General features: G+C 69.0%; 17 protein-coding genes and 1 riboswitch. Of the genes, 8 read left to right on the top strand and 9 right to left on the bottom strand.

Going from position 1 to position 20,867, the window contains the following annotated elements:
• The first annotated feature begins 53 nt into the window (after positions 1-53).
• Complete coding sequence (locus AB0N89_RS38790) at positions 54-1,142, top strand: ribonucleotide-diphosphate reductase subunit beta (RefSeq protein ID WP_364215960.1); 1,089 nt, start codon at positions 54-56, stop codon at positions 1,140-1,142.
• Positions 1,143-1,352: 210 nt separating this feature from the next.
• Here the strand turns inward: AB0N89_RS38790 and AB0N89_RS38785 are convergent, their stop codons facing one another.
• The gene (locus tag AB0N89_RS38785; protein ID WP_364215957.1) at positions 1,353-2,300 is read right to left on the bottom strand and encodes a 2-dehydropantoate 2-reductase N-terminal domain-containing protein; all 948 of its coding nucleotides are present in this window, start codon (positions 2,298-2,300) and stop codon (positions 1,353-1,355) included.
• Between the two features lie 89 nt (positions 2,301-2,389).
• Between AB0N89_RS38785 and AB0N89_RS38780 the strand changes: the two genes are divergently transcribed.
• The 5 genes from AB0N89_RS38780 (at position 2,390) to AB0N89_RS38760 (ending at position 9,717) form a co-directional block, all read left to right on the top strand.
• Positions 2,390-2,959, top strand: a complete 570-nt coding sequence (locus AB0N89_RS38780; protein ID WP_364215954.1) for a TetR/AcrR family transcriptional regulator — start codon at positions 2,390-2,392, stop codon at positions 2,957-2,959.
• 43 nt (positions 2,960-3,002) lie between these two features.
• A riboswitch (cobalamin riboswitch) is annotated at positions 3,003-3,224 on the top strand.
• A gap of 100 nt (positions 3,225-3,324) precedes the next feature.
• Positions 3,325-5,598, top strand: coding sequence for a 5-methyltetrahydropteroyltriglutamate--homocysteine S-methyltransferase (gene metE, locus AB0N89_RS38775; RefSeq protein WP_364215951.1), 2,274 nt, complete (start codon positions 3,325-3,327; stop codon positions 5,596-5,598).
• Positions 5,599-5,735: 137 nt separating this feature from the next.
• A complete protein-coding gene (locus tag AB0N89_RS38770) occupies positions 5,736-7,181 on the top strand; it encodes a cytochrome P450 (protein WP_364215948.1) in 1,446 nt (481 codons plus the stop codon).
• Between the two features lie 233 nt (positions 7,182-7,414).
• Positions 7,415-9,235: a diguanylate cyclase gene (locus AB0N89_RS38765; RefSeq protein ID WP_364215945.1), complete on the top strand. Its 1,821-nt coding sequence runs from the start codon at positions 7,415-7,417 to the stop codon at positions 9,233-9,235.
• A gap of 17 nt (positions 9,236-9,252) precedes the next feature.
• Positions 9,253-9,717: a peroxiredoxin gene (locus tag AB0N89_RS38760; protein ID WP_364215942.1), complete on the top strand. Its 465-nt coding sequence runs from the start codon at positions 9,253-9,255 to the stop codon at positions 9,715-9,717.
• Here AB0N89_RS38760 and AB0N89_RS38755 read toward each other — a convergent pair.
• The 4 genes from AB0N89_RS38755 to AB0N89_RS38740 all read right to left on the bottom strand — a co-directional run bounded on the left by AB0N89_RS38755 (position 9,704) and on the right by AB0N89_RS38740 (position 13,638).
• Positions 9,704-10,234 carry a GNAT family N-acetyltransferase gene (locus AB0N89_RS38755; RefSeq protein ID WP_364215935.1) on the bottom strand — a complete coding sequence of 177 codons (531 nt, stop codon included), beginning with the start codon at positions 10,232-10,234 and terminating at the stop codon, positions 9,704-9,706. The genes AB0N89_RS38760 and AB0N89_RS38755 overlap by 14 nt on opposite strands.
• Positions 10,235-10,368: 134 nt before the next feature.
• On the bottom strand, positions 10,369-11,565 hold the full coding sequence (locus AB0N89_RS38750; protein WP_364215932.1) for an LCP family protein: 1,197 nt from the start codon (positions 11,563-11,565) through the stop codon (positions 10,369-10,371).
• A gap of 93 nt (positions 11,566-11,658) precedes the next feature.
• Positions 11,659-12,921 carry a cyclopropane-fatty-acyl-phospholipid synthase family protein gene (locus AB0N89_RS38745; protein WP_364215929.1) on the bottom strand — a complete coding sequence of 421 codons (1,263 nt, stop codon included), beginning with the start codon at positions 12,919-12,921 and terminating at the stop codon, positions 11,659-11,661.
• Positions 12,922-12,942: 21 nt separating this feature from the next.
• Complete coding sequence (locus AB0N89_RS38740; protein WP_364215926.1) at positions 12,943-13,638, bottom strand: alpha/beta fold hydrolase; 696 nt, start codon at positions 13,636-13,638, stop codon at positions 12,943-12,945.
• 131 nt (positions 13,639-13,769) lie between these two features.
• On the opposite strand from AB0N89_RS38740, the gene AB0N89_RS38735 reads away from it, so the two are divergent.
• On the top strand, positions 13,770-14,498 hold the full coding sequence (locus AB0N89_RS38735) for a sugar isomerase domain-containing protein (RefSeq protein WP_364215923.1): 729 nt from the start codon (positions 13,770-13,772) through the stop codon (positions 14,496-14,498).
• Between the two features lie 80 nt (positions 14,499-14,578).
• Here AB0N89_RS38735 and AB0N89_RS38730 read toward each other — a convergent pair whose 3' ends face one another.
• Positions 14,579-16,444 carry an ABC transporter ATP-binding protein gene (locus tag AB0N89_RS38730; RefSeq protein ID WP_364215920.1) on the bottom strand — a complete coding sequence of 622 codons (1,866 nt, stop codon included), beginning with the start codon at positions 16,442-16,444 and terminating at the stop codon, positions 14,579-14,581.
• Between the two features lie 146 nt (positions 16,445-16,590).
• Here AB0N89_RS38730 and AB0N89_RS38725 point away from each other — a divergent pair, with 146 nt between their 5' ends.
• Complete coding sequence (locus tag AB0N89_RS38725; RefSeq protein ID WP_364215917.1) at positions 16,591-17,892, top strand: glycosyltransferase family 87 protein; 1,302 nt, start codon at positions 16,591-16,593, stop codon at positions 17,890-17,892.
• On the opposite strand, the gene AB0N89_RS38720 is transcribed toward AB0N89_RS38725, so the two are convergent.
• The 3 genes from AB0N89_RS38720 to AB0N89_RS38710 form a co-directional block, all read right to left on the bottom strand.
• Complete coding sequence (locus AB0N89_RS38720) at positions 17,893-18,102, bottom strand: helix-turn-helix domain-containing protein (protein ID WP_003071237.1); 210 nt, start codon at positions 18,100-18,102, stop codon at positions 17,893-17,895.
• 178 nt (positions 18,103-18,280) lie between these two features.
• Positions 18,281-19,909 (bottom strand): ABC-F family ATP-binding cassette domain-containing protein, encoded by a 1,629-nt coding sequence (locus AB0N89_RS38715; protein WP_038515461.1) that lies wholly within the window; start codon positions 19,907-19,909, stop codon positions 18,281-18,283.
• Positions 19,910-20,049: 140 nt separating this feature from the next.
• Positions 20,050-20,718 (bottom strand): acVLRF1 family peptidyl-tRNA hydrolase, encoded by a 669-nt coding sequence (locus tag AB0N89_RS38710; protein WP_364215914.1) that lies wholly within the window; start codon positions 20,716-20,718, stop codon positions 20,050-20,052.
• Positions 20,719-20,867 lie beyond the last annotated feature (149 nt).

The following is a 20,867-nucleotide window of genomic DNA, read 5'->3' as shown; positions in this document are numbered from 1 at the left end:
TATTGGGTTCTAACCCGAATCGCCACTCACGACCCACCCGACCACCTCGTGAAGTGAGCCGCTCTATGACCACCTTTGACGCCTCCGCCGACGCCACCGGCCTCGGCGAGATCGAAGTCGGCGCCGCGCGCATCAACGTCGACGACAAGCGGATGATCAACGCCCGCGCCGACGTCAACCAGCTGCTGCCGATGAAGTACACCTGGGCTTGGGAGAAGTACCTCGCCGGCTGCAACAACCACTGGATGCCGACCGAGGTCGCCATGCAGGCCGACATCGCGCTGTGGAAGTCGCCCGACGGCCTCTCCGAGGACGAGCGCACCATGCTCAAGCGCAACCTCGGCTTCTTCGCGACCGCGGAATCGCTGGTGGCCAACAACATCGTGCTCGCGGTGTACCGCCAGATCACCAACCCCGAATGCCGCCAGTACCTGCTGCGCCAGGCGTTCGAGGAGGCCGTGCACACGCACACCTTCCAGTACATCTGCGAGAGCCTGGGCCTGGTCGAGGGCGAGCTGTTCAACATGTACCGCGAAGTCCCCTCCATCTCGGAGAAGGACGCGTGGGCGCTGAAGTACACGCAGAACCTGGAGAACCCGGACTTCGAGACCGGCACCCCCGAGGCCGACCAGAACTTCCTGCGTGACCTGGTCGCGTTCTACGTGATCTTCGAGGGCATGTGGTTCTACACCGGCTTCGCGCAGATCCTGTCGCTCGGCCGCCGGAACAAGATGGTCGGCATCGCCGAGCAGTACCAGTACATCCTGCGCGACGAGTCGATCCACCTGAACTTCGGCATCGACTGCATCAACCAGATCAAGATCGAGAACCCGCACCTGTGGACCGAGGAGTTCCAGGCCGAGGTCCGCGGCATGCTGACCGAGGCGTGCGAGCTCGAGGTCGCCTACGCCCGCGACACCATGCCGCGCGGCATGCTCGGGCTGTCGGCCGAGCTGATCGAGCAGTACATGCACTTCATCACCGACCGGCGGGCGCAGCAGATCGGCCTCGCGCCGATCTTCGGCGAGACGGAGAACCCGTTCCCGTGGATGTCGGAGGCGATGGACCTCAAGAAGGAGAAGAACTTCTTCGAGACCCGCGTCATCGAGTACCAGTCCGGTGGCGCCCTCGACTGGGACTGACAGTCCACCCGTAGTACATGAAGGCCCCCTTCCTTGCGCCCAGGTACGGAAGGGGGCCTTCATGTACCTGGGCACAAGACGACAGCGGCGCTTCCCGAGCGTCGAGTCCGTGAGGGCCTCCTTGAGGGACTCTGGGTCCCTCAAGGAGGCCTTCACGGACTTGGCACCGGGGGCACCGGGGGCAAAAGGGCACTTTCGGTACTTCCGGGTTCAGGCTCGGGCGAAGTGCGGTTCCGCCGCTTCCAAGCGCGGCACCGGGACGCCCAGCCGCCGCGCTTCGGCCAGGGTGTCCCGGCAGACCTCGCGCGGCTCCTCCGCGTCGGGGTCGGAGTGCGCCGCGAGACTCACGCGCGCCACGGCGACATGAGCGGTCAGCCAGGCGAGAACGGGGGCCGTCAGCCAGGCCGCGCGGAACGGCAGCACGGCGACCCGGTGCCGTCGCAGGTCGAGGCCGCGCGCTTCGAGGAGCGGCAGCAGCTCGCGGCCGGTCAGCAACCCCTCCCGCAGGTCGCCCGCCGACCCGGCCAGCTCGGACAGGGAACCTCGCCGCAGGCCCTGCGAGAGCAGGCCGGCGTCCGACGCGAAATGGACCCACAGCCAGCCGCGGAAGTCCGGCCGCTCCTTGATCCGGAGCCCGGCCGCGCGAAACGCCTGGCGCACGGCCTTCTCCCGATCGGTCGGGGGACGGCCGAGGGTGCCGAAGATGACCGACGGCATCAGCATCCCGCGAAGCACGCCGTTCGCGGCGAAACCGCCACCGGCCTGGGGAAAGCCCCAGGCGATCCGGTCGAGCGGGAGCGGGCCGATCGCGGCCGTCGGCTCGGTCCAGATGTTGCCGAAGACCAGCACCGTGGCCCGGCCGACGCGCGGAGCCAGGAATTCCGTCGCCTCCGGCAGGCGGTGGTGCGAAACGCTGAGCACGATCAGGTCGAAATCGTGGTCCGGCTCCAGTGTCTCGCGGAGGCGCACCGGCCACTTCTCGACGACGCGCCGCCCCCACATCCGGCGCCGCGTATCGAGCAGGTCGAGGTCCACCGCGTCCCCGTACGTCGCCGCGCGACCCGGCCGGACGTAGAACTCGACGTCATGTCCCGCCTTGTGCAGGGCCCAGCCGTAGATGGTGGCGATCACGCCTCTTCCGAACATCAAGATCTTCAAGGTGAACCTCGCGGGGTACGATCGAACTGGAGATTATCTCCACTTCGAAAATATGGAGATGATCTCCAGTTGTCAACGCGAGGGAGCGCATGACCGCCGACAAGCCGCTGCGGGCCGACGCCCGGCGCAAGCGCGAGGCCCTGCTCGCCAAGGCCCGGGAGCTCTTCCAGGCCGGATGCTTCTTCGACCTGCGCTTCGACGACTTCGCCTGCCTGGCAGGCGTGGGCACCGGCACGCTTTACCGCCACTTCCCCACCAGGGAAGCGCTGGCCGAGGCGGTCTACCACGGAGAAGTCGCCGCGCTGTGCGACCGCGCCCGGCATCTCCAGGCCTCGCTGCCCGCGGCGGAGGCTCTGGCGACCTTCCTCCGCGACATGGTCGACCACATAGGCGCCCACGAAGGCCTGGCCAGGACGCTGGCCACGCTCATGGCCGATCGTTCGGGCGCTCTCGCCGAGGGCAGCCGAGCGCTGGAAGAGGCCGTCACCGCCCTGGTGGCCGACGCCGTGCGGGACGGCGCCATTCGCGACGACGTCGACGCCGGAGCCGTGCTGATGGCGCTGCACGGCATCGGCGCGGCCCATGACCGTCCCGGGTGGCGGGCCGAGGCCGACGGTGTCGTCACCCTTCTGCTGGACGGGCTGCGCCGCTCACGCTGACCGACTTTGCTCACATTCGAGCAGTCCCGTAGCGGGCCTCGGTACGCTCCAGGGTGCTACTGGTTCGCCCGGCCTCCCAGGCCGGTCGAGGTAACAGGGAACCCGGTGAGAATCCGGGACTGCCCCGCAGCGGTATGTGGGAACGAAAGCCGTCACCGTGCGAGACACGGTAAAGCACTGGGTATGGCACCCGGGAAGCGACGGCCGGTAGGAGCGAGCACGTCGCCCACGAGTCCGAAGACCTGCCCGTGGTACGCGCGCCGACGGCGTGCGTGAGTCCGGGCCTCGTGGGATGGGCACGACCGAACGGCGGTCACTCCTGCGCGCGCTCCGGGCTCCGACGACAAGCTCGCGAGGAGAGAGCTGTGACCGAAATCGGCACGACAGTGCTGGGCTATCCCCGGATCGGACCGGACCGGGAACTCAAGCGTTCGCTAGAACGCTATTGGGCTGGCAAGATCGACGAGGCCGGACTGCTGGACACCGGCCGCGCGCTGCGCACCCGGACCTGGCGGGAACTCAAGGACGCGGGGCTGGATTCCGTCCCGTCCAACACGTTCTCCCACTACGACCAGGTGCTCGACACGGCCGAGCTGTTCGGGGCGCTGCCGGAGCGCTTCACGACGCTCGGTCTTTCGCCGCTGGACACCTACTTCGCCGCCGCGCGCGGGGTGCAGGACGCGCCGGCGATGGAGATGACGAAGTGGTTCGACACGAACTACCACTACATCGTCCCCGAACTGGGCCCGGACACGACGTTCTCGCTCACCGGCACCAAACCGCTGGACGAGTACCGCGAGGCCCGCGCGATCGGCGTCGAGACCAGGCCGGTGCTCGTGGGCCCGGTGACGTTCCTGCTGCTCGCGAAGGCGACCGAAAGCGCCCCTGAGGGCTTCCGACCGCTGGATCTGCTCGACAACCTCCTCGACGGCTATGTCGAACTGTTGCGGCGCCTGCACGACGAAGGCGTCGAGTGGGTCCAGTTCGACGAGCCCGCGTTCGCGGCGGACCGCACCGAGAAAGAGCTCAACGCGCTCATCCGCGCCTACCACCGGCTCGCGAAAGCGACCGCGCGGCCGAAGATCCTGGTCGCCGGGTACTTCGGCGGCCTCGGCCGCGGTCTGGGCGTGCTCGCCCGCTCCCCGATCGACGCGATCGCCGTCGACCTCGTCACCGACGAGTCCTTTGTGGACGCCGTCGTGGCCGAGCCCGCCTTGCGCGACAAGGAGGTCCTGGCCGGGGTCGTGGACGGGCGCAACGTCTGGCGCACCGACCCGGCCCGCGCGCTCGGCCGGGCGGCGACGCTGCTCGGCACCGCGAAGTCGGTCAGCGTCTCGACGTCGTGCTCGCTGCTGCACGTGCCCTACGACGTCGAGCGGGAGGACGGGCTCCACCCGCGTCTCAAGGGCTGGCTCGCCTTCGCCAAGCAGAAGGTCGACGAGGTCGTCCTGCTCGGGCGCGCGTTGAAGGAGGACGGCGTCGATCTGTCCGCCGCACGTGCCGCGGCCGCGGACCGCGCGACGGCGGCAGACCTGGCCGACGCCGAGGTGCGCGCCCGGCTGGAGGCGCTGCGGCCGGACGACACCGTCCGCTCCCCCTATGCCCGGCGCGCGGCGGCACAGCAGGCCGCGCTGGACCTGCCGCCCTTGCCGAGCACGACGATCGGCTCGTTCCCGCAGACCACCGAGGTCCGCAAGGCGCGGGCCGCCCACAAGGCGGGGTCGCTGGACGACGCGGGCTACGAGGCCGCGATGAAGGCGGAGATCGAGCACGTCGTCCGGTTGCAGGAGGACCTCGGCCTGGACGTGCTGGTGCACGGCGAACCCGAGCGCAACGACATGGTGCAGTACTTCGCCGAACGGCTGGCCGGGTTCGCCGCCACCGACTTCGGCTGGGTGCAGTCCTACGGTTCGCGGTGCGTCCGGCCGCCGATCCTGTACGGCGACGTCTCGCGTCCGGAGCCGATGACCGTCGAATGGGCTCGCTACGCGCAGAGCCTGACCGGCAAACCCGTCAAGGGGATGCTGACCGGTCCGGTGACGATCCTGGCGTGGTCGTTCGTCCGCGACGACCAGCCGCTGGGCGAGACCGCCCGCCAGGTGGCGCTGGCCATCCGCGACGAGGTGCACGACCTGCAGGAGGCAGGCATCCGCGTCATCCAGGTCGACGAGCCGGCGCTGCGGGAACTGCTCCCCCTGCGCGCGGCGGCGCACGAGGCGTACTTCGCGTGGGCGGTTTCGTCGTTCCGCCTGGCGACGTCCGGCATCTCCGACGCGACGCAGATCCACACGCACATGTGCTACTCGGAGTTCGGCGAGGTGGTCAAGGCGATCGACGCGCTCGACGCCGACGTCACCAGCATCGAGGCCGCGCGGTCGAAGATGGAGGTCGTCACCGACCTCGGCGCGGCGGGCTTCGGCCGCGGTGTCGGGCCCGGCGTGTACGACATCCACTCGCCGCGCGTCCCCGGCGTCGACGAGGTCAGCGGGCTGCTGCGGACCGCTGTCGGCGCCGTGCCCGCCGAGCGGATCTGGGTCAACCCGGACTGCGGCCTGAAGACCCGCGGTTACGCCGAGGTCGAACCGGCCCTGCGGAACCTGGTCGCGGCCGCCCGGGCGGTCCGGTCCGAGCTGGGCTGACCGTTCCGTGAAGGACTCCTTGAGGGACTCTGAGTCCCTCAAGGAGTCCTTCACGGACTTCCGCCGAGGTATTGTCAGGACGTCAACAAGGGTGCGATGGTGGAGCGGTAGCCGGTCTCAACGGGGAGATGGTCACCATGGCGAACACCGTCGAAAAGGTCACCGGAGCGCTGCGCGAGCGGGTCCCGCCGCTCACCTCGATCCCCCTGCCGCGTTCGGTGGACCAGCGCTGGCTCGGCGCGACCTGGCCGGTCCGCGAACTCGCGCCCGCCCCGCCGGGCCTCAAGCCCGTCCTCGGCGACGAAGGCCCGCCGGTCATCGGGCACGCGCTGGACTTCATGCGCTTCGGTATCGAGTTCGGCCTCAAACGCCACGAGACCTACGGCCCGGTGTCGTGGATGGGCGCGTTCGGCCGCCGCATCGTCACCCTCTCCGGCCCGGAGGCCACACAGATCGCGCTGGTGAACAAGGACAAGGCCTTCTCCCAGGAGGGCTGGAAGTTCTTCATCGAGCAGTTCTTCGACCGCGGCCTGATGCTGCTCGATTTCGGCGAGCACCATCTGCACCGCCGGATCATGCAGGCGGCGTTCACGCGGCAGCGGCTCACCGGGTACGTCGACCAGATGGGACCGGCCCTGCGCGAAGGCATCGCCGCGTGGGCGGACCGGCCGAACCCGCGGATCTACTGGTCCCTCAAGCAACTCACGCTCGACGTCGCGACGCGCGTGTTCATGGGCATGCGATCGGGTGACGACGCGGCCGCGATCAACCGCGCGTTCGTGAACTCCGTGCGCGCGGGCACGGCCATCGTGCGGTTCCCCGTTCCCGGCGGCCGTTGGGCGGCGGGTTTGCACGGCCGCAAGGTCCTCGAACGCTACTTCGCGGCGAATCTGCCCGCGAAACGGGCGAGCGACGGCGACGACCTCTTCACCGCCCTGTGCCACGCCACCACCGAGGACGGCGACCGCTTCACCGACTCCGACGTCGTGAACCACATGATCTTCCTGATGATGGCGGCGCACGACACGTCGACCATCACCAGCGCCGCCGCCGTCTACCACCTCGCCAAGAACCCCGGATGGCAGGAACGCGCGCGCCGGGAGTCCCTCGCGCTCGGCGACGACGTGCCGGACATCGAGGCGCTGGAGTCCCTGAAGACGCTGGACCTGGTGATCAAGGAATCCCTGCGCCTGGTGGCCCCGGTTCCTTCCCTGGCAAGGAAAACCGTGAAGGACACGGAAGTCCTCGGGCACTTCGTCCCCGAAGGGACACTGGTCGGGGTTTCGCCCACCGTCAACCATTTCGCGCCGGAGCACTGGACCGATCCGATGCGTTTCGACCCGGACCGCTTCGGCGAGGAACGCCGCGAGGACAAGTCGCACCGGTACGCGTGGATGCCGTTCGGCGGTGGCGCGCACAAGTGCATCGGCCTGCATTTCGGGACGTTCGAAGTGAAAGCGCTGCTCCACGAGATGCTGCGGGCGTATCGGTGGTCGGTCCCCGACGGCTACACCGCGCGCTGGGACTACGTTTCTTTGCCCGTTCCCGCGGACGGCCTGCCGATCCGGCTGACCGCGCGCTGAAGCCGGTCGACGGACAACCACCAACGAGTACTCTTGGTAACTTCCGGTCACCACTCGTGTAGCGCGATCACCCTTTCAGCCGGTAGACACCCCGGATCGCGCGTGATGCCGTGGCACTACACCCGGTCGGCTCATACCTAGTGTGGGTCCGTGGGCTCGGACACCCGGTCTGAGCTGGCCATAACCCGCGCATGAAGAGGTGAAGTGTGCCCGAGCCTGGTTCCGTACCAGGGTTGGTGGACGTCGCTCGGAGATGGGCCGCGACGCTCGCTGACACCAAAGGAGTATCGCTTCCCCAGGAGCAACTCGAAGAGTTCCTGCTCGGCGTCGCCCAGGACGCCGTCCGGGCCGAACCCGATCACGGGTCCGCCAGGGATCGCTTCTCCAAGCTCTATTCCGCGTCCCCCATCGGGATCGCGCTCGCCGACACCGACGGCGAGATCGTCGAGGCGAACACCGCGCTCGGCAAACTCCTCGGCTGCCGCCCCTCGGCGCTGCGCGGCCGGAACATCCCCGACCTCGGCTCCGCCGACCACGACGTCTCCCGGCTGCGGAACGGGCTCTCCCAGCTCATGACGCTCGGCCAGCCGACCCAGCAGGAACGCCTGCTGCTGGACCACGGTGAAGAAGGCACCATCTGGGTCGACGTGACCCTCACCGACCTTCCCGGCGACCGGCCCGGTTCGACGTACCCGGTCCTGATGGTCTCGGACGCCAACGAGATCCACCTGCTCCAGGAACAGCTGCTGCACCAGAACGTGCACGACGCGCTGACCGGCCTGCCGAACGCCACCGCGTTCGGCAACGCCCTCGAAACCGCCCTGGCGGGACCCGGCGGCGAACAGGTCGCGCTCGTCTACCTCGACGTCGACGGCTTCAAGGTGATCAACGACGGTCTCGGGGCCGGCGTCGGCGACCAGGTGCTGCGCGGGGTCGCGAACAAGCTCAAGGCCGTGTTCACCGGCGATCACCACGGTTCCGTCGCCCGGCTGTCCGGCGACGGGTTCGCCGTCCTGCTGCGCGGCGGGTTCACCTCGCTCCAGGTGATCGCCCTGGTCGAGCAGGCCCTGGAAGAACTGGTCGAGCCGATCTACCTCGGCGGGCACGGCATCGGGGTCAGCGCGAGCGCCGGCATCGTCGTCCGCCAGGTCACTGACGGCGGACCGGAAGACCTGCTCCGGGCCGCGGAGATCGCCCTGCACCGCGCCAAGGAGGCGGGCAAGGCGCAGTGGATGCTGTTCGACCCGGAACTCGACGCGCGCGACCGCGGCCGCTACCAGCTCGGCGCGGTCATCGCGGGCGCGCTGGAGAACGGCGAGTTCTCGCTGATCTACCAGCCGACGGTGAAGCTCGCGGATCCGGACCAGCTGGCCGCGGTCAACGCCGGGCTGCGCTGGACCCATCCGGAGAAGGGCGAACTGGACTCCGACGAGTTCTATCCGCTGGCGCAGATCACCGGGATGACCATCCCGCTCGGCCGGTGGCTGCTGGCGGAATCGCTCGCCGCCACCGCGCGCTGGCGGAGCCGGTTCGGCGACGCGGCGCCGGACGTCTGCGTGCGGCTGCCGAAACGGCTGGCCATCGACCCTGATCTGGTGATGCTGGTCAAGGAACAGCTCGACCGGCACAGCCTGCCCGCGCACGCGCTGCGGTTGTGCACCGATCGCGAGTCCGTGCTCGACACCGGCGGCGAGATGCTGGACTCCTTCGCCGTGCTGGCCGATCTGGGCGCCCAGATGGTGCTGACCATCTCCGGTTCGGCCGACCTGGAGCTGATCCCCCGGCACGGACTGCCGGTCCGCCACGTGATCCTCTCCGGCGCGGTGATCGACGCGCTGGCCGACGGCGAGAACGAGGCCGACGTCCGCCACCTGTGCCAGCTGGTCGCCAGGGCCAAGGAGCTGAAACTGCGCATCGGCGCGGAAGGCGTCCGGAGCCACGAACAGGCCGAGCGGCTGCGGCGGCACGGCGTGCTCGCGGCGCGCGGCTCGTTCGTCGCCGATTCCGCGACCGGGGACGAGGTCGACGAGCTCATCGAACGGCACGCCCACTGACGTGGCAGGATCCGCTCATGGATCAAGGTGACATCGCCCCGGACTTCACCCTGCCCGACGACAAGGGCGAGGAGCGCACGCTGTCGGACTTCCTCTCGTCCGGCCCGGTCGTGCTGTTCTTCTACCCCGCCGCGATGACGAGCGGCTGCACCGCGGAAAGCTGCCACTTCCGCGACCTGGCCGCGGAGTTCGCCGAAGTCGGCGCGCACCGCGTCGGCATCAGCCCGGACGCCGTCGCCAAACAACAGGAGTTCTCGGCCAAACACGGCTTCGACTACCCACTGCTGTCCGATGTGGACGGTGTGGTGGCCAGGCAGTTCGGCGTCTGGCGCAAATTCAGCCCGCTGCACGCCAAACGGCACACGTTCGTCATCGACACCGACCGCAAGGTGCTCGAAGTGATCAAGAGCGAACTGAAGTTCACCGTGCACGCCGACAAGGCGCTCGCCGCCCTGCGCGAACGCAAGACTAAGGACGCTTGAGCCGCCAGACCCGGTTGACGCCCGAGCAGGCCGGGGCGAGCGGTGGCGCGGCGGCCTCGTCGCCGGTCATCGTGAACCCCAGCCGGGCGGCCACGGCGCCGCTCGCGACGTTGTTCTCGTCGTGCCGGATCTCGACCTCCGGCGCGCCGAGGCGGAAGGCCTCGGCCGCCAGCAGTCTGGCGGCTCTGGTGACGAGGCCGCGGCCCGTGTGGTGGCGGCTGAGCCAGTAGCCGATCTCGATCCGGTCCGGATGGGTGATCATGCCCGTGCCGCCGACGACCTCGTCGCCCGCGAAGATCGCGAAGTCGTAGGTCTTGCCCTCGGCCCAGTTCTTCGCGGTGTGCTCGAGGAACTCGACGGCCTCCTGACGGCCGTAGCCGTCGGTGGCCCAGATCATCCAGGCGCCGAGATGCGCCGCGGAATCCCCCGCGACGGCGGCGAGGGTTTCGAGCTGCTCCGGCTTCCAGCGGCGCAGCTCGACGACGTCGTCGGCGAGGGTTTCGGCGGGCGCTTCCATCGGCCCATGGTGCCTCGCCGTCGCTTCGGGCGCCTCCGATTTTCGAACGCCTCGGCCCCGGATGTCATGAAAGGGTCGTTCAGGACGAAAAATGTCCTGAACGACCCTTTCATGACACTCGCGAGTGGTCCGGCTCAGCTCAGGATCACGCTGTCCGGGACCTCCGTGTCGTTCTTCAGCGCGTCGAAGAGCAGCTTCGACTTCGTCTTGTCCCAGTTCTCCGCCGAACCGTTGGTCACCGGGACCGTCGTGGTGACGACGCCGCCCGAGGAAATCCCGCGCATCGCCAGCGCGAGTCCCACCAGGTTGTGCACGTGGTCGTGCGTGTCCATGGTCAGCGCGTCGGGCGCGGTCGACAGCAGCGGGAACAGTGAGAACGGGTTCAGCAGCGTGCCGGGGCTGCCGATCTCGCTGACCAGCGCGCCGATGAACTTCCGCTGGTTGGCGACGCGGTCGAGGTCCGACCGCGGGGTGGCCGCGCTGTGCCGCATGCGGACGAACCCGAGCGCCTGCGGACCCTGGAGGTCCTGGCAGCCCGGTTCGATCTTGATCCCCGTCATGGTGTCTTCCATCGGCTTCTCGACGCACATGTTGACCCCGCCGATCGCGTCGACGATCTTGGCGAACCCGCCGAAGCCGATCTCGGCGTAGTGGTCGATCCGCAGGCCGGTGGCACCTTCGACGGTCTTCGCGAGCAACGCCGGACCGCCCATCGCGAACGCGGCGTTGATCTTGTTCTTGCCGTGTCCGGGGATGTTCACCTGCGAGTCCCGGGGAAGGCTCAACAGCGTCGGCTTGGTGCTGTTGTCCGGGACATGCGCGATCATGATGGTGTCGGTCCGCTTACCACCGGCCTCGTTGGCATCGCCGGTGACCAGTTTCGCCTGCTCCTCGGGCGTCAGCCCATCCCGGCTGTCGGAGCCAACGATCAGCCAGTTGGCGCCCTCGGCCGCGACGGGGCGGCCGGAGTACTCCTCCAGCGCGTCGACGCGGTTGATGGAGAACTCCAGGTAGACCCACACCCCGGCGAGGAACACCACGAACACCAGGAGCAACGTGAGCAGCACCTTGCCGAAGCCCCACCGCTTGCGTCGCCGCGGCGGCCGCCCGCCGTCCATCGGGCGGCCCGGCGGGGGCTCGGGACGGCGCGGGGGCGGGCCGGCGGGGCGTTCGGCGCCGCCGTGCCCCATGGGGGTCGTCCGCTCGTCGTACGGGCTGCTCCCCCGGCCGGGCAGCGGCATCATCTGCGCGGGCTGATGCCGCCGGGGGCGGCCGGACGGCGGCCGTTGTGGCGGCATCCGTCGCCCTCGGTCGTCGCCTCCATACGTCATGCCGAATCACCCGTCCCGATTTCGCGTGTAGGCCCAGTCAACCGCAGACCCTAGGTGAAGGACGTCCGGCACCCCGCATCGGTTGGGTGGCGTTCATTGTCCGTTTTCGGCGAATCCGAACTGGTGGACCTTGAGATACCCCGAACGGAACCCCGCTTCGGAGTACGCCAGGTAGAACTCCCACATCCGTTTGAAGACGTCGTCGAAGCCCAATTCGGTGATCCCGTCCCACCGCTGGGTGAACCGCTCCCGCCACAACCGCAGCGTGCGGGCGTAATCCTGGCCGAACTCCCGCACCCCCTGCAGTCTCAGCCGCGCGTGTTCCAGCAGCCCCTGCTCCACCGAGGTGGTCGACGGGATGAGCCCGCCGGGGAAGATGTACTTGTGCACCCAGGTGTAGGACCGGGCCGCGGCGAGCATCCGCTCGTGGTCCATGGTGATGGCCTGGAGCCCGAGCCGCCCGCCCGGCTTCAGGCGCTTCCCGATGGTCTCGAAGAACGTGGGCCAGTAGGACTCGCCCACCGCCTCGATCATCTCGACGCTGACCACGGCGTCGTACTCGCCGCTGGAGTCGCGGTAGTCGCACAGCAGGACGTCGACCCGGTCCGCGAAGCCCGCCGCGGCGATGCGCTCGGTCGCCAGCGACGCCTGTTCCTCGGAGATGGTCAGTGACGTGACCCGGGCTCCGCGCGCGGCGGCGCGGATCGCGAGTTCGCCCCAGCCGGTGCCGATCTCGAGCACCGTGCTGCCCTCGCGGACCCCGGCGTAGTCGAGGACGCTGTCGATCTTGCGGTGCTGGGCCGCGGTGAGGTCGTCGTCCGGGCCGAACAACGCCGACGAGTACATCATCGACGGGTCCAGGAAGGCGCCGAACAGATCGTTGGAAAGGTCGTAGTGGCGGTGGATGTTCGCCCGCGACCCCTCGATGGAGTTCTCCTCGCCCGCGGGGTGGCCGCGGTCGACGAACCGGCGGAACCGTTGCAGCAGCGGCGGGATGAGCGTCGCCATCCGCTCCGCGAACGGGGTCAGCACCTCGGCGAGCGCGTCGCTCGTCCAGTCACCGACCATGTACGCCTCGCCGAACCCGATCTTCGCGTCCACGCCGAGGCGGTGGAAGAAGGCGGCGGGGCGGTTGAGCCGCATCTCGGGGGCGTCCGGGCCGCCGGCGCCGAGGTGCGAACCGTCGGGCATGCGCACGCGGACGTTCAGCGGGCGCACCGCCTGCCGGAACAGCTGCTCGGCGATCCGCGCCCGGAACGGGGAATGCGGCGGGGTGGCCAGTCCCGGCCACCGGGTTTCGTCAGGGGCGGGCAGGCCGGCCGGACCGGCCGCCCGATCGACGCTCGACGTGGACATAGGTGCTCCCTCTCACCCGGTCTAGACCGGGATCCGCAGCCGCTCGGAGCTCGGCCGATCCCAGGCCGCGCTCACCGTTTCGTCAGTTCCCCCGGCTTCGATCAGCTCGAGAGTGAAAGCCCGTACAAGACGGTTCCAGACGCGAGACCTTCGTAGCATCGCGTGCCCTTCGCCGCCGATTTCAAACCGCGCGGACCGCGTTGTCACCTTTTCGGCGCGTTCCGCGAAAGCGTGTGACGCCACCGGATCGGTCATCCTGTCCTTGGTCCCGTGCGCGATGAGCACCACGCGACCGTCGACGGCTCCGATGGGTTCACCCGGTGGTGTCCACGGTGCCAGGGCGCAGACTCCGATGACAGCCGGATCGTCGGCGACGCGCAAGGCCACCCTGCCGCCCATCGAATGGCCGACGAGGATGACCGGTACTCCGGGATGGTCCTCGTGGACGCGTTCCAGGGCCCTGCGCGCGTCGGCGAGCGCGTCGGTGCCGTGGTCGTTCCAGCCGTAGATCCGGTTGCGCAGGAGCCGCACCTCGACGCCGTGCTCCCGGCCCGCCCGGTGGGCCTCCTTCGCCAGCGGCACCATCCGCTGGTACGCCAGCCGCCACGGCGCCACGCGGGCATGACTGTGCTCGGCGCCGCCGTGCAGCACCAGCACCACGGCTTTCACCTGGCCCCGCACTCGCCATGTCCGCACCGCGGGATCAGCCTCGCTCACCCTGGATCCTCCAGTCTCCGCATCCCCGGCCACAGCGATCGGGTCAACCTCGATCATGACCCGATGTATTCCACTTCTGCCATTGGTCCACGCGATACATTCGTCGCTGATCTCCAGACGGAAGGGCGGATGTGGTGAGCACCACCGAACGTTATGCAGACGTCGCCGAACGGCTCGCGGAGGCCGAACGGGGTAACGCGGAGCAGATCCGGAAGTCGGCCGAGCTGATCCTGGGGGTCATCCGGGCCGACGCCCTGGTGTTCACCGCCGGGGCGGGGCACTCGCTGGCCGCGGTCGCCGAGACCTTCTACCGCGCGGGCGGGCTCGCCTGCGTGTACCCGGTCTACCACCCCGAACTGCTGCCGCTGCACGGCGCGCAGCACAGCACCAAGACCGAGCGCCGCTCCGGGCTCGCCGAAGAGGTACTGGCCGAACGCGCGCCGGGACCGGACGACCTGCTGGTGGTGTTCTCGACCTCGGGCGTCAACCCGTATCCGGTCGAGCTGGCCGCCGGGGCGCGGGCCCGCGGGGCGTCGGTCATCGCGGTGAGCTCGGCCGCGTCCGTGGCCGCGGCGCCGAAGCGCGCCGCGACGACACTGATCGAGGAGGCGAGCATCGTCCTCGACTCCCACGTCCGGCCCGGCGACTCCAGCTACCCGCCGGACGCGCCGCGGACCGCGCCGTTGTCCACGGTGATCAACGCGTTCCTGTGGAACCTCGTGCTCGCCGAGGTCGTGGACCTGGGCGCGGAGCAGGGTGTCGACATCCCGCTGTGGCGCAGTTCCAACGTGGACGGTGGCGACGAGGCCAACGCCGCGCTGCTGGCCAAGTACGGCACGCGGGTTCCCGCTCTCCGGTAACCGCTGCCTGCCCCCGCACGCGCCATGAACGGTCCGTTCCTGGCAAATTTTGCCAGGAACGGACCGTTCATGGCGTCCGGTCACGCAGCGGCAGGCTCCTCCGAGAACTGCGTCAGATACAGCGTCGCGTAGCGCCCCTCCCGCGCGAGGAGCTCATCGTGCGTCCCTCGCTCGACGATCTCCCCGTGTTCGATCACCAGGATCTGGTCCGCCGCCCGGACCGTCGACAACCGGTGCGCGATGACCAGCGCGGTCCGCCCGTCCAGCGCGTCGGTCAGCGCCTCGCCCACGGCCGCTTCGGACTGCGAGTCCAGATGCGCGGTCGCCTCGTCCAGGACGACTACCCGCGGCTGCGCGATCAGGAGCCGGGCGATGGTCAGGCGCTGCCGTTCCCCGCCGGAAAGCCGGTAGCCCCGCTCCCCCACCACGGTCTCCAGCCCGTCCGGCAGGTCCCGGATGAGCCCGGCCAGCCGGGCGCGGTCCAGCGCCGACCAGATCTCGGCGTCGGTGACGCCGGGCCGCGCGTACTCGAGGTTCGCCCGGATCGTGTCGTGGAACAGATGCCCGTCCTGAGTGACCACGCCGACGGTTTCCCGCAGCGAGGCGAAACCGAGCTCGCGAACGTCCACATCGGACAGCTTGACCGACCCGGCGTCGACGTCGTACAGGCGCGGCAGCAACGAGGCGATCGTCGACTTGCCCGCCCCGGAAGACCCGACCAGTGCGACCATCTGCCCGGGTTCGGCCCGGAAGCTGATGCCGTGCAACACCTCTTCACCACCTCGGTGATCCAAAGTGGACACGTCCTCCAGCGACGCCAGCGAGTACCGGTCCGCCGCGGGGTAGCCGAAGCGGACGTCGGAGAACTCCACCGAAACCGGGCCTTCGGGAACGCGGCCAGGGTCCGGCTTCTCTTCGATCATCGGCTTGAGGTCGAGCACCTCGAAGACCCGCTCGAACGACACCAGCGCGGTCATCACGTCCACCCGGACGTTCGCCAGCGCGGTCAGCGGCGAGTACAGCCTGGTCAGCAGCAACGCCAGCGCGACGACGGTGCCCGGCGCGAGCGCCCCGGTCAGCGCGAGGTAGCCGCCCAGGCCGTAGACCAGGGCCTGCGCGAGCGCGGAGACCGTGGTCAGGCTGGTCAGGAACCAGCGCGTCAGCATCGCCGTCCGCACCCCGATGTCGCGCACCCGCCCGGCCCGCGCGCCGAATTCGCCCGCTTCCCGCCCGGGGTCGCCGAAGAGCTTCACCAGTGTCGCGCCCGGCGCGGAGAACCGCTCGGTCATCTGCGTGGTCATCGCCGCGTTGAGCTGGCCCGCCTCCCGCTGCAGCCCGGCCATCCGCTTCCCGAGCCGCCGCGTCGGCAGGATGAACACCGGCAGCAGCACCAGCGCGAGCAGGGTGACCTGCCAGGACAGCGTCACCATGACCACCAGCGACAGCGCCAGCTGGATCACGTTGGTGACCAAACCGGACAGTGTCGCGGTGAACGTGCGCTGCGCGCCGATGACGTCGTTGTTGAGCCTGCTCACCAGCGCGCCCGTACGGGTGCGGGTGAAGAACGCGACCGGCATCCGCTGCACGTGGCGGTACACCGCGAGCCGCAGGTCGAGGATGATCCCCTCACCGATCCTCGAAGACTGGGCCCGTTCGGCCAGTCCGAGCGCGGCGTCGATCAGCGCCAGCGCCCCGATCACCACGGCCAGCCACACCACCAGCGAGACATCGTGCCCGCCGACGATCGCGTCGACCACCTTCCCGGCCAGCACCGGCGTGCTCACCGCCAGCACCGCCGACACGACGGTGAGCACCAGGAATATCAGCAGCCTCCGCCAATGCGGTCTGGCGAACCGCGCGACGCGGCGCAGCGTGCCCTTGTGCAGCCCCTTCGGAACGTCGGCCGACTTCATCGCCGAGTTCATCAGCGACCACGTGTTGTCCATGAGAACCCTCTCTTCGCCCCCAAAACCTCGATATTAGTCGAGAGTTTTCCCGGATATAAGCATGACCAACACCCGACCCAACCGGATGCTTCCCGGTTTCCGCGTCCTCTTTCCGGCGCGGCCTGCCCCGTCGGTAGCCTGAGCCGGTGACCAAGGACCCGGACCGGCGACGACTGACCATCGACCTGGTCTTCTACACGGGCTGTCTGATCTTCGCCGTCGTGAACACGGCCGTCGCGGAGTTCTACGGCTATCGCGTGTGGGCGAACTTCGCCGTGGTGGGTTACGGCCTCGCCGTGGTCCATACCGGCTGGCTGACGATCGCCGCCCGGCGCGGCAAGCGACCCGACGGCGCGCTCGGCTCACGGTGGGTCGGCATCGGTGCCATCGGGCTGTTCGCAATGATCCTTCCGTTGGGAATGCTCGTCATTCGCCGTCTGACCGGGGTGGACTGGCTGATCACGCCGGAGTCGTGGGCCGCCCAGCCCGAGGTCTGGGTGATCGAAAGGTCGGCGAAACTCCTGCTGGAGAACGGAACCCCGTACGTCGACGTGACCGCGCTCGGTCGCGCGGCGGAAGTAAACGATTACACGCCATACGGTCCGGTCATGACCGTCTTCGGTCTGCCGCGCGCCCTCTTCGGCGGCGGGCCGGTCGCGAACGCTCTCACCGACGCGCGCTGGATGTTCGCGCTGGCGGCCGTCGCCTGTGTACTGCTGACGCTGCGGCTGCTGAAGTGGCCGAAAATCCCGGTCAGCGCGGCGCAACTCGCCCTCGCCTGCCCGCTGACCGCGTTGACCTGGGCGGTGGCGGGCCCGGATCTGGCCATCGTCGGCCTGCTGGTGCTGTCCTTCGCACTGGCCACGACGGGCCGCGCCGTGTTGTCGGGTCTGGTGCTGGCCCTGGTGATCAGCGCGAAACTCATCGTCGCGCCCGCGGTGGTGGTACTGGGTGTTCTGGTGATCACGCGGCGTGGTCCTCGCGCACTGGGCGGATTCGCCGCGGCACTCGTGGTGACGACCCTCGTCCTGCACGTACCCGTCTACCTCGTGGACCCGAAGGCGTTCGTCGAGCACGTCTTCCGGTTCCCGATGGGGATCGGCATGATCAAGTCGCCGGCGGCGAGCCCGTTGCCGGGTCGCCTCATCGCTTCGCTCGGCCCGGTGGGCACGGCGGTTTCCTTCGCCCTGCTCGGCATCGCGGCCGTGATCATCCTCGTCTGGCTGGTGCGCCGCCCTCCCGCGACCGGATCGGACGCGCTGACACGGATGGCCGTCGGGCTCGTCGCGCTGATCCTGCTCACCCCGGCCACAAGGTACGGATACCTGGTGTATCCGCTGGTCCTGCTCGGCGCCAGGCTGGTCTTCCTGTCCGGTGAAACCCGTGAAACAGCGGTCCCTGGAAAGGGAACTGCGCCCCCCGCGCAGCAGTCCGCTACTTCTTCGTGACTACTTCTTCTTGACCCTGGTGGCACCGCCGCGCCCGCGAAGCTGGACGCCGGACTCCGAGAGGACCCGGTGCACGAATCCGTACGAGCGACCCGTCGACTCCGCCAGAGCGCGGATGCTCGAGCCCTTCTCGTATTTCTTCTTCAGGTCAGCGGCCAGCTTGTCACGCGTGTTGCCGGTGATCCGCGCGCCTTTCTTGAGATCAGCCACGTCGATCGCCTTCCCGCCGAGAGTGTTCTGGGCCACATAACGGCCCCTGTCGCCGCAATGATCGAACACTGAGCGCCGGAATGCCAGACGACGAGCGCAAAACTGCTGAAACCGCGATCACATTGGGCCATTTCAGTGGCCGGATGGCATCGATCAAGCACCCGAACGGACGCAGGCCTCACGCAAGTTGGACAAGTTCCAGATAATCCGCAGACCAATGGTCTTCGGTTCCGTCCGGCAACAGGATGACGCGCTCCGGCTCCAGCGCCTCGACGGCGCCCGGGTCGTGCGTCACCAGGACGACGGCTCCGGCGAAGCTGCGCAAGGCGTCCAGGACCTGGGCGCGGCTGGCCGGGTCCAGGTTGTTCGTCGGCTCGTCGAGCAGCAAAACGTTGGCAGCGCTGGACACCAGACCGGCGAGCGCGAGCCGCGTCTTCTCGCCGCCGGAGAGCGTGCCGGCGGGCTGATCGAGCTGCTCGCCGGTGAAGAGGAACGACCCGAGAAGGTTCCGGAGCTCCTGCGCGCCGGTGTCCGGCGCGAGGTGACGGATATTTTCCCACACGGACGCGTCGTGGTCGAGCGTTTCATGTTCCTGTGCGTAATAGCCCAAACGCAATCCGTGACCTGGAATGGTCTCGCCGGTGTCCGGAGTTTCCATTCCGCCGAGCAGGCGGAGCAAAGTCGTCTTTCCGGCACCGTTCAATCCGAGTACGACAACCTTCGAACCGCGGTCGATGGCGAGGTCGACTCCGGTGAAGATCTCGAGCGAGCCGTAGGACTTCGACAGTCCCTCCGCGGTGAGCGGGGTCCGGCCGCACGGGGCGGGCTCGGGGAACTTGATCCGGGCGACCTTGTCGGCCTGGCGGGTCTCGTCGAGCGCGGAGAGCATCTGCTCGGCCCGGCGCGCCATGTTCTTGGCGGCCACCGCCTTCGTCGCTTTCGCGCCGAGTTTCGCGGCCTGCTGCTGCAACGCGGACGCCTTCTTCTCGGCGTTGGCGCGCTCGCGGCGGCGGCGCTTCTCGTCGGTGGCGCGCGCGTCGAGGTAGCGCTGCCAGCCCATGTTGTACAGGTCGAGCTCGCCGCGGGTCGCGTCGAGGAACCAGACCTTGTTGACCACGTCGGCGAGCAGTTCGACGTCGTGGCTGATGACCACGAGACCGCCGTCGTGCTGCTTCAGGAAGCCGCGGAGCCAGTTGATGGAGTCGGCGTCGAGGTGGTTGGTGGGCTCGTCGAGGAGCAGGATCGTCTCGGATTTACCGCCCGCGCCCGCTTCGGCGGCGGCGAACAGGATCCGGGCCAGCTCCACGCGGCGGCGCTGACCACCCGAGAGCGTCTGCAGTGTCTGCGCGAGCACCCGGTCGGCGAGACCGAGGTTGGAACAGATCCGCGCGGCCTCACTTTCGGCGGCGTAACCACCGAGAGAGGCGAAACGCTCTTCGAGACGGCTATAGCGGTTGACCGCCTTGTCCCGTTCCTTCTCGTCCACCAGCTCCGACATCGCGTTCTGCGCTTTTTCCATGTTGCGCAGCAAGGAGTCGAGGCCACGCGCGGAGAGCACGCGGTCCTTCGCGGTGACGGACAGGTCGCCCTCGCGCGGGTCCTGCGGCAGGTACCCGAGCTCGCCGCTGCGGCGGACCTCGCCCGCGTACGGCTCCCCCTCCCCCGCCAGCACCTTGAGCGAGGTGGTCTTGCCGGCGCCGTTGCGGCCGACGAGGCCGATGCGGTCGCCCTGCTGGATGCGGACGTTGGTGTCGTCGAGCAGGATGCGCGAACCGGCGCGCAGCTGAAGGCCAGAGGCCGTGATCACGGGAACTCCCGGTACAAGGGGTGGATGAGCGGACAGCTTCGACTCGCCGGGCTACGCCGGCGAGGAGCTACTCCAAGAGGATGTCCACGCGATCAGTGTACGGGCCGTTGTCGAGCGGTTTTATCCGACCGTGCCCGAGGTCACGGCCCGGACAGGGTGATTTCCACCGCGACCGCCCGCTCGGCCGCGTCGTCGAGCACCGTGCGACGCGGTTCGGCGATGTCGAGAATCCGGGGTTCGGCGCGCTCGAACAACGGGGCCAGCCGCCTGTCCTCGCGCAGCGATTCCAGCGCCCGGCGATCACCGCCGAGCACGACGGCGTCCACTTCGGACAGTTGCGGCACGAGGACCTCGAACGCGTCCTCCGCGGCGGAACGAAGCGCCGTCCGCGCTTGTCCTTCTCGCCGCCGGGCGAACCGCTGTTGCGACCAGCCGCCCGCCGCGGACCGGCCCTGGACGAGGTGACGGTCCGTCCTGGACTGGACGACCGCTCCCCCGCGCGCGATCCCGACACTGTGCCCGCCTCGCCGGACCAGCAGGAGCGCGATCCTTCGTGAGATCAGCGCGTGGTCGACGAGCGGGCCGACGGCCAGTCCGGTCACGGTTCCCGCTGTACCCAACGGTCCGAAAGGGACGATCGCGACGGCGACGACGCCGTTTTCCGCGGTGACCGTGACGGTGTCCGGCTCGAAATGCGTCTCGCGGACGCCTTCGTTGCGGACGGCGAAGCGGGCATACCAGCCTTCGAGGCGTTCCGGGGCGACCTCGACGGCGCGTCCCCCGCCCGCCACCTGCCGCTCCCTCGCCATGGTCTCAACGTACGGGGCCTGGCTTGGTTCGGCAGCCGATCGGGGTGGTCGTCAGGGTGTCAAGTCCGTGAAGGACTCCTTGAGGGACTCTGGGTCCCTCAAGGAGTCCTTCACGGACTGGCCTTCGGCGCGGAAAGCCCCCCTTCACG

The organism is Amycolatopsis sp. NPDC089917 (assembly GCF_040684635.1).
Classification (GTDB): domain Bacteria; phylum Actinomycetota; class Actinomycetes; order Mycobacteriales; family Pseudonocardiaceae; genus Amycolatopsis.
Note: the sequence above shows the minus strand (reverse complement) of the source record. Positions and strands in the feature narration are given on the sequence as shown.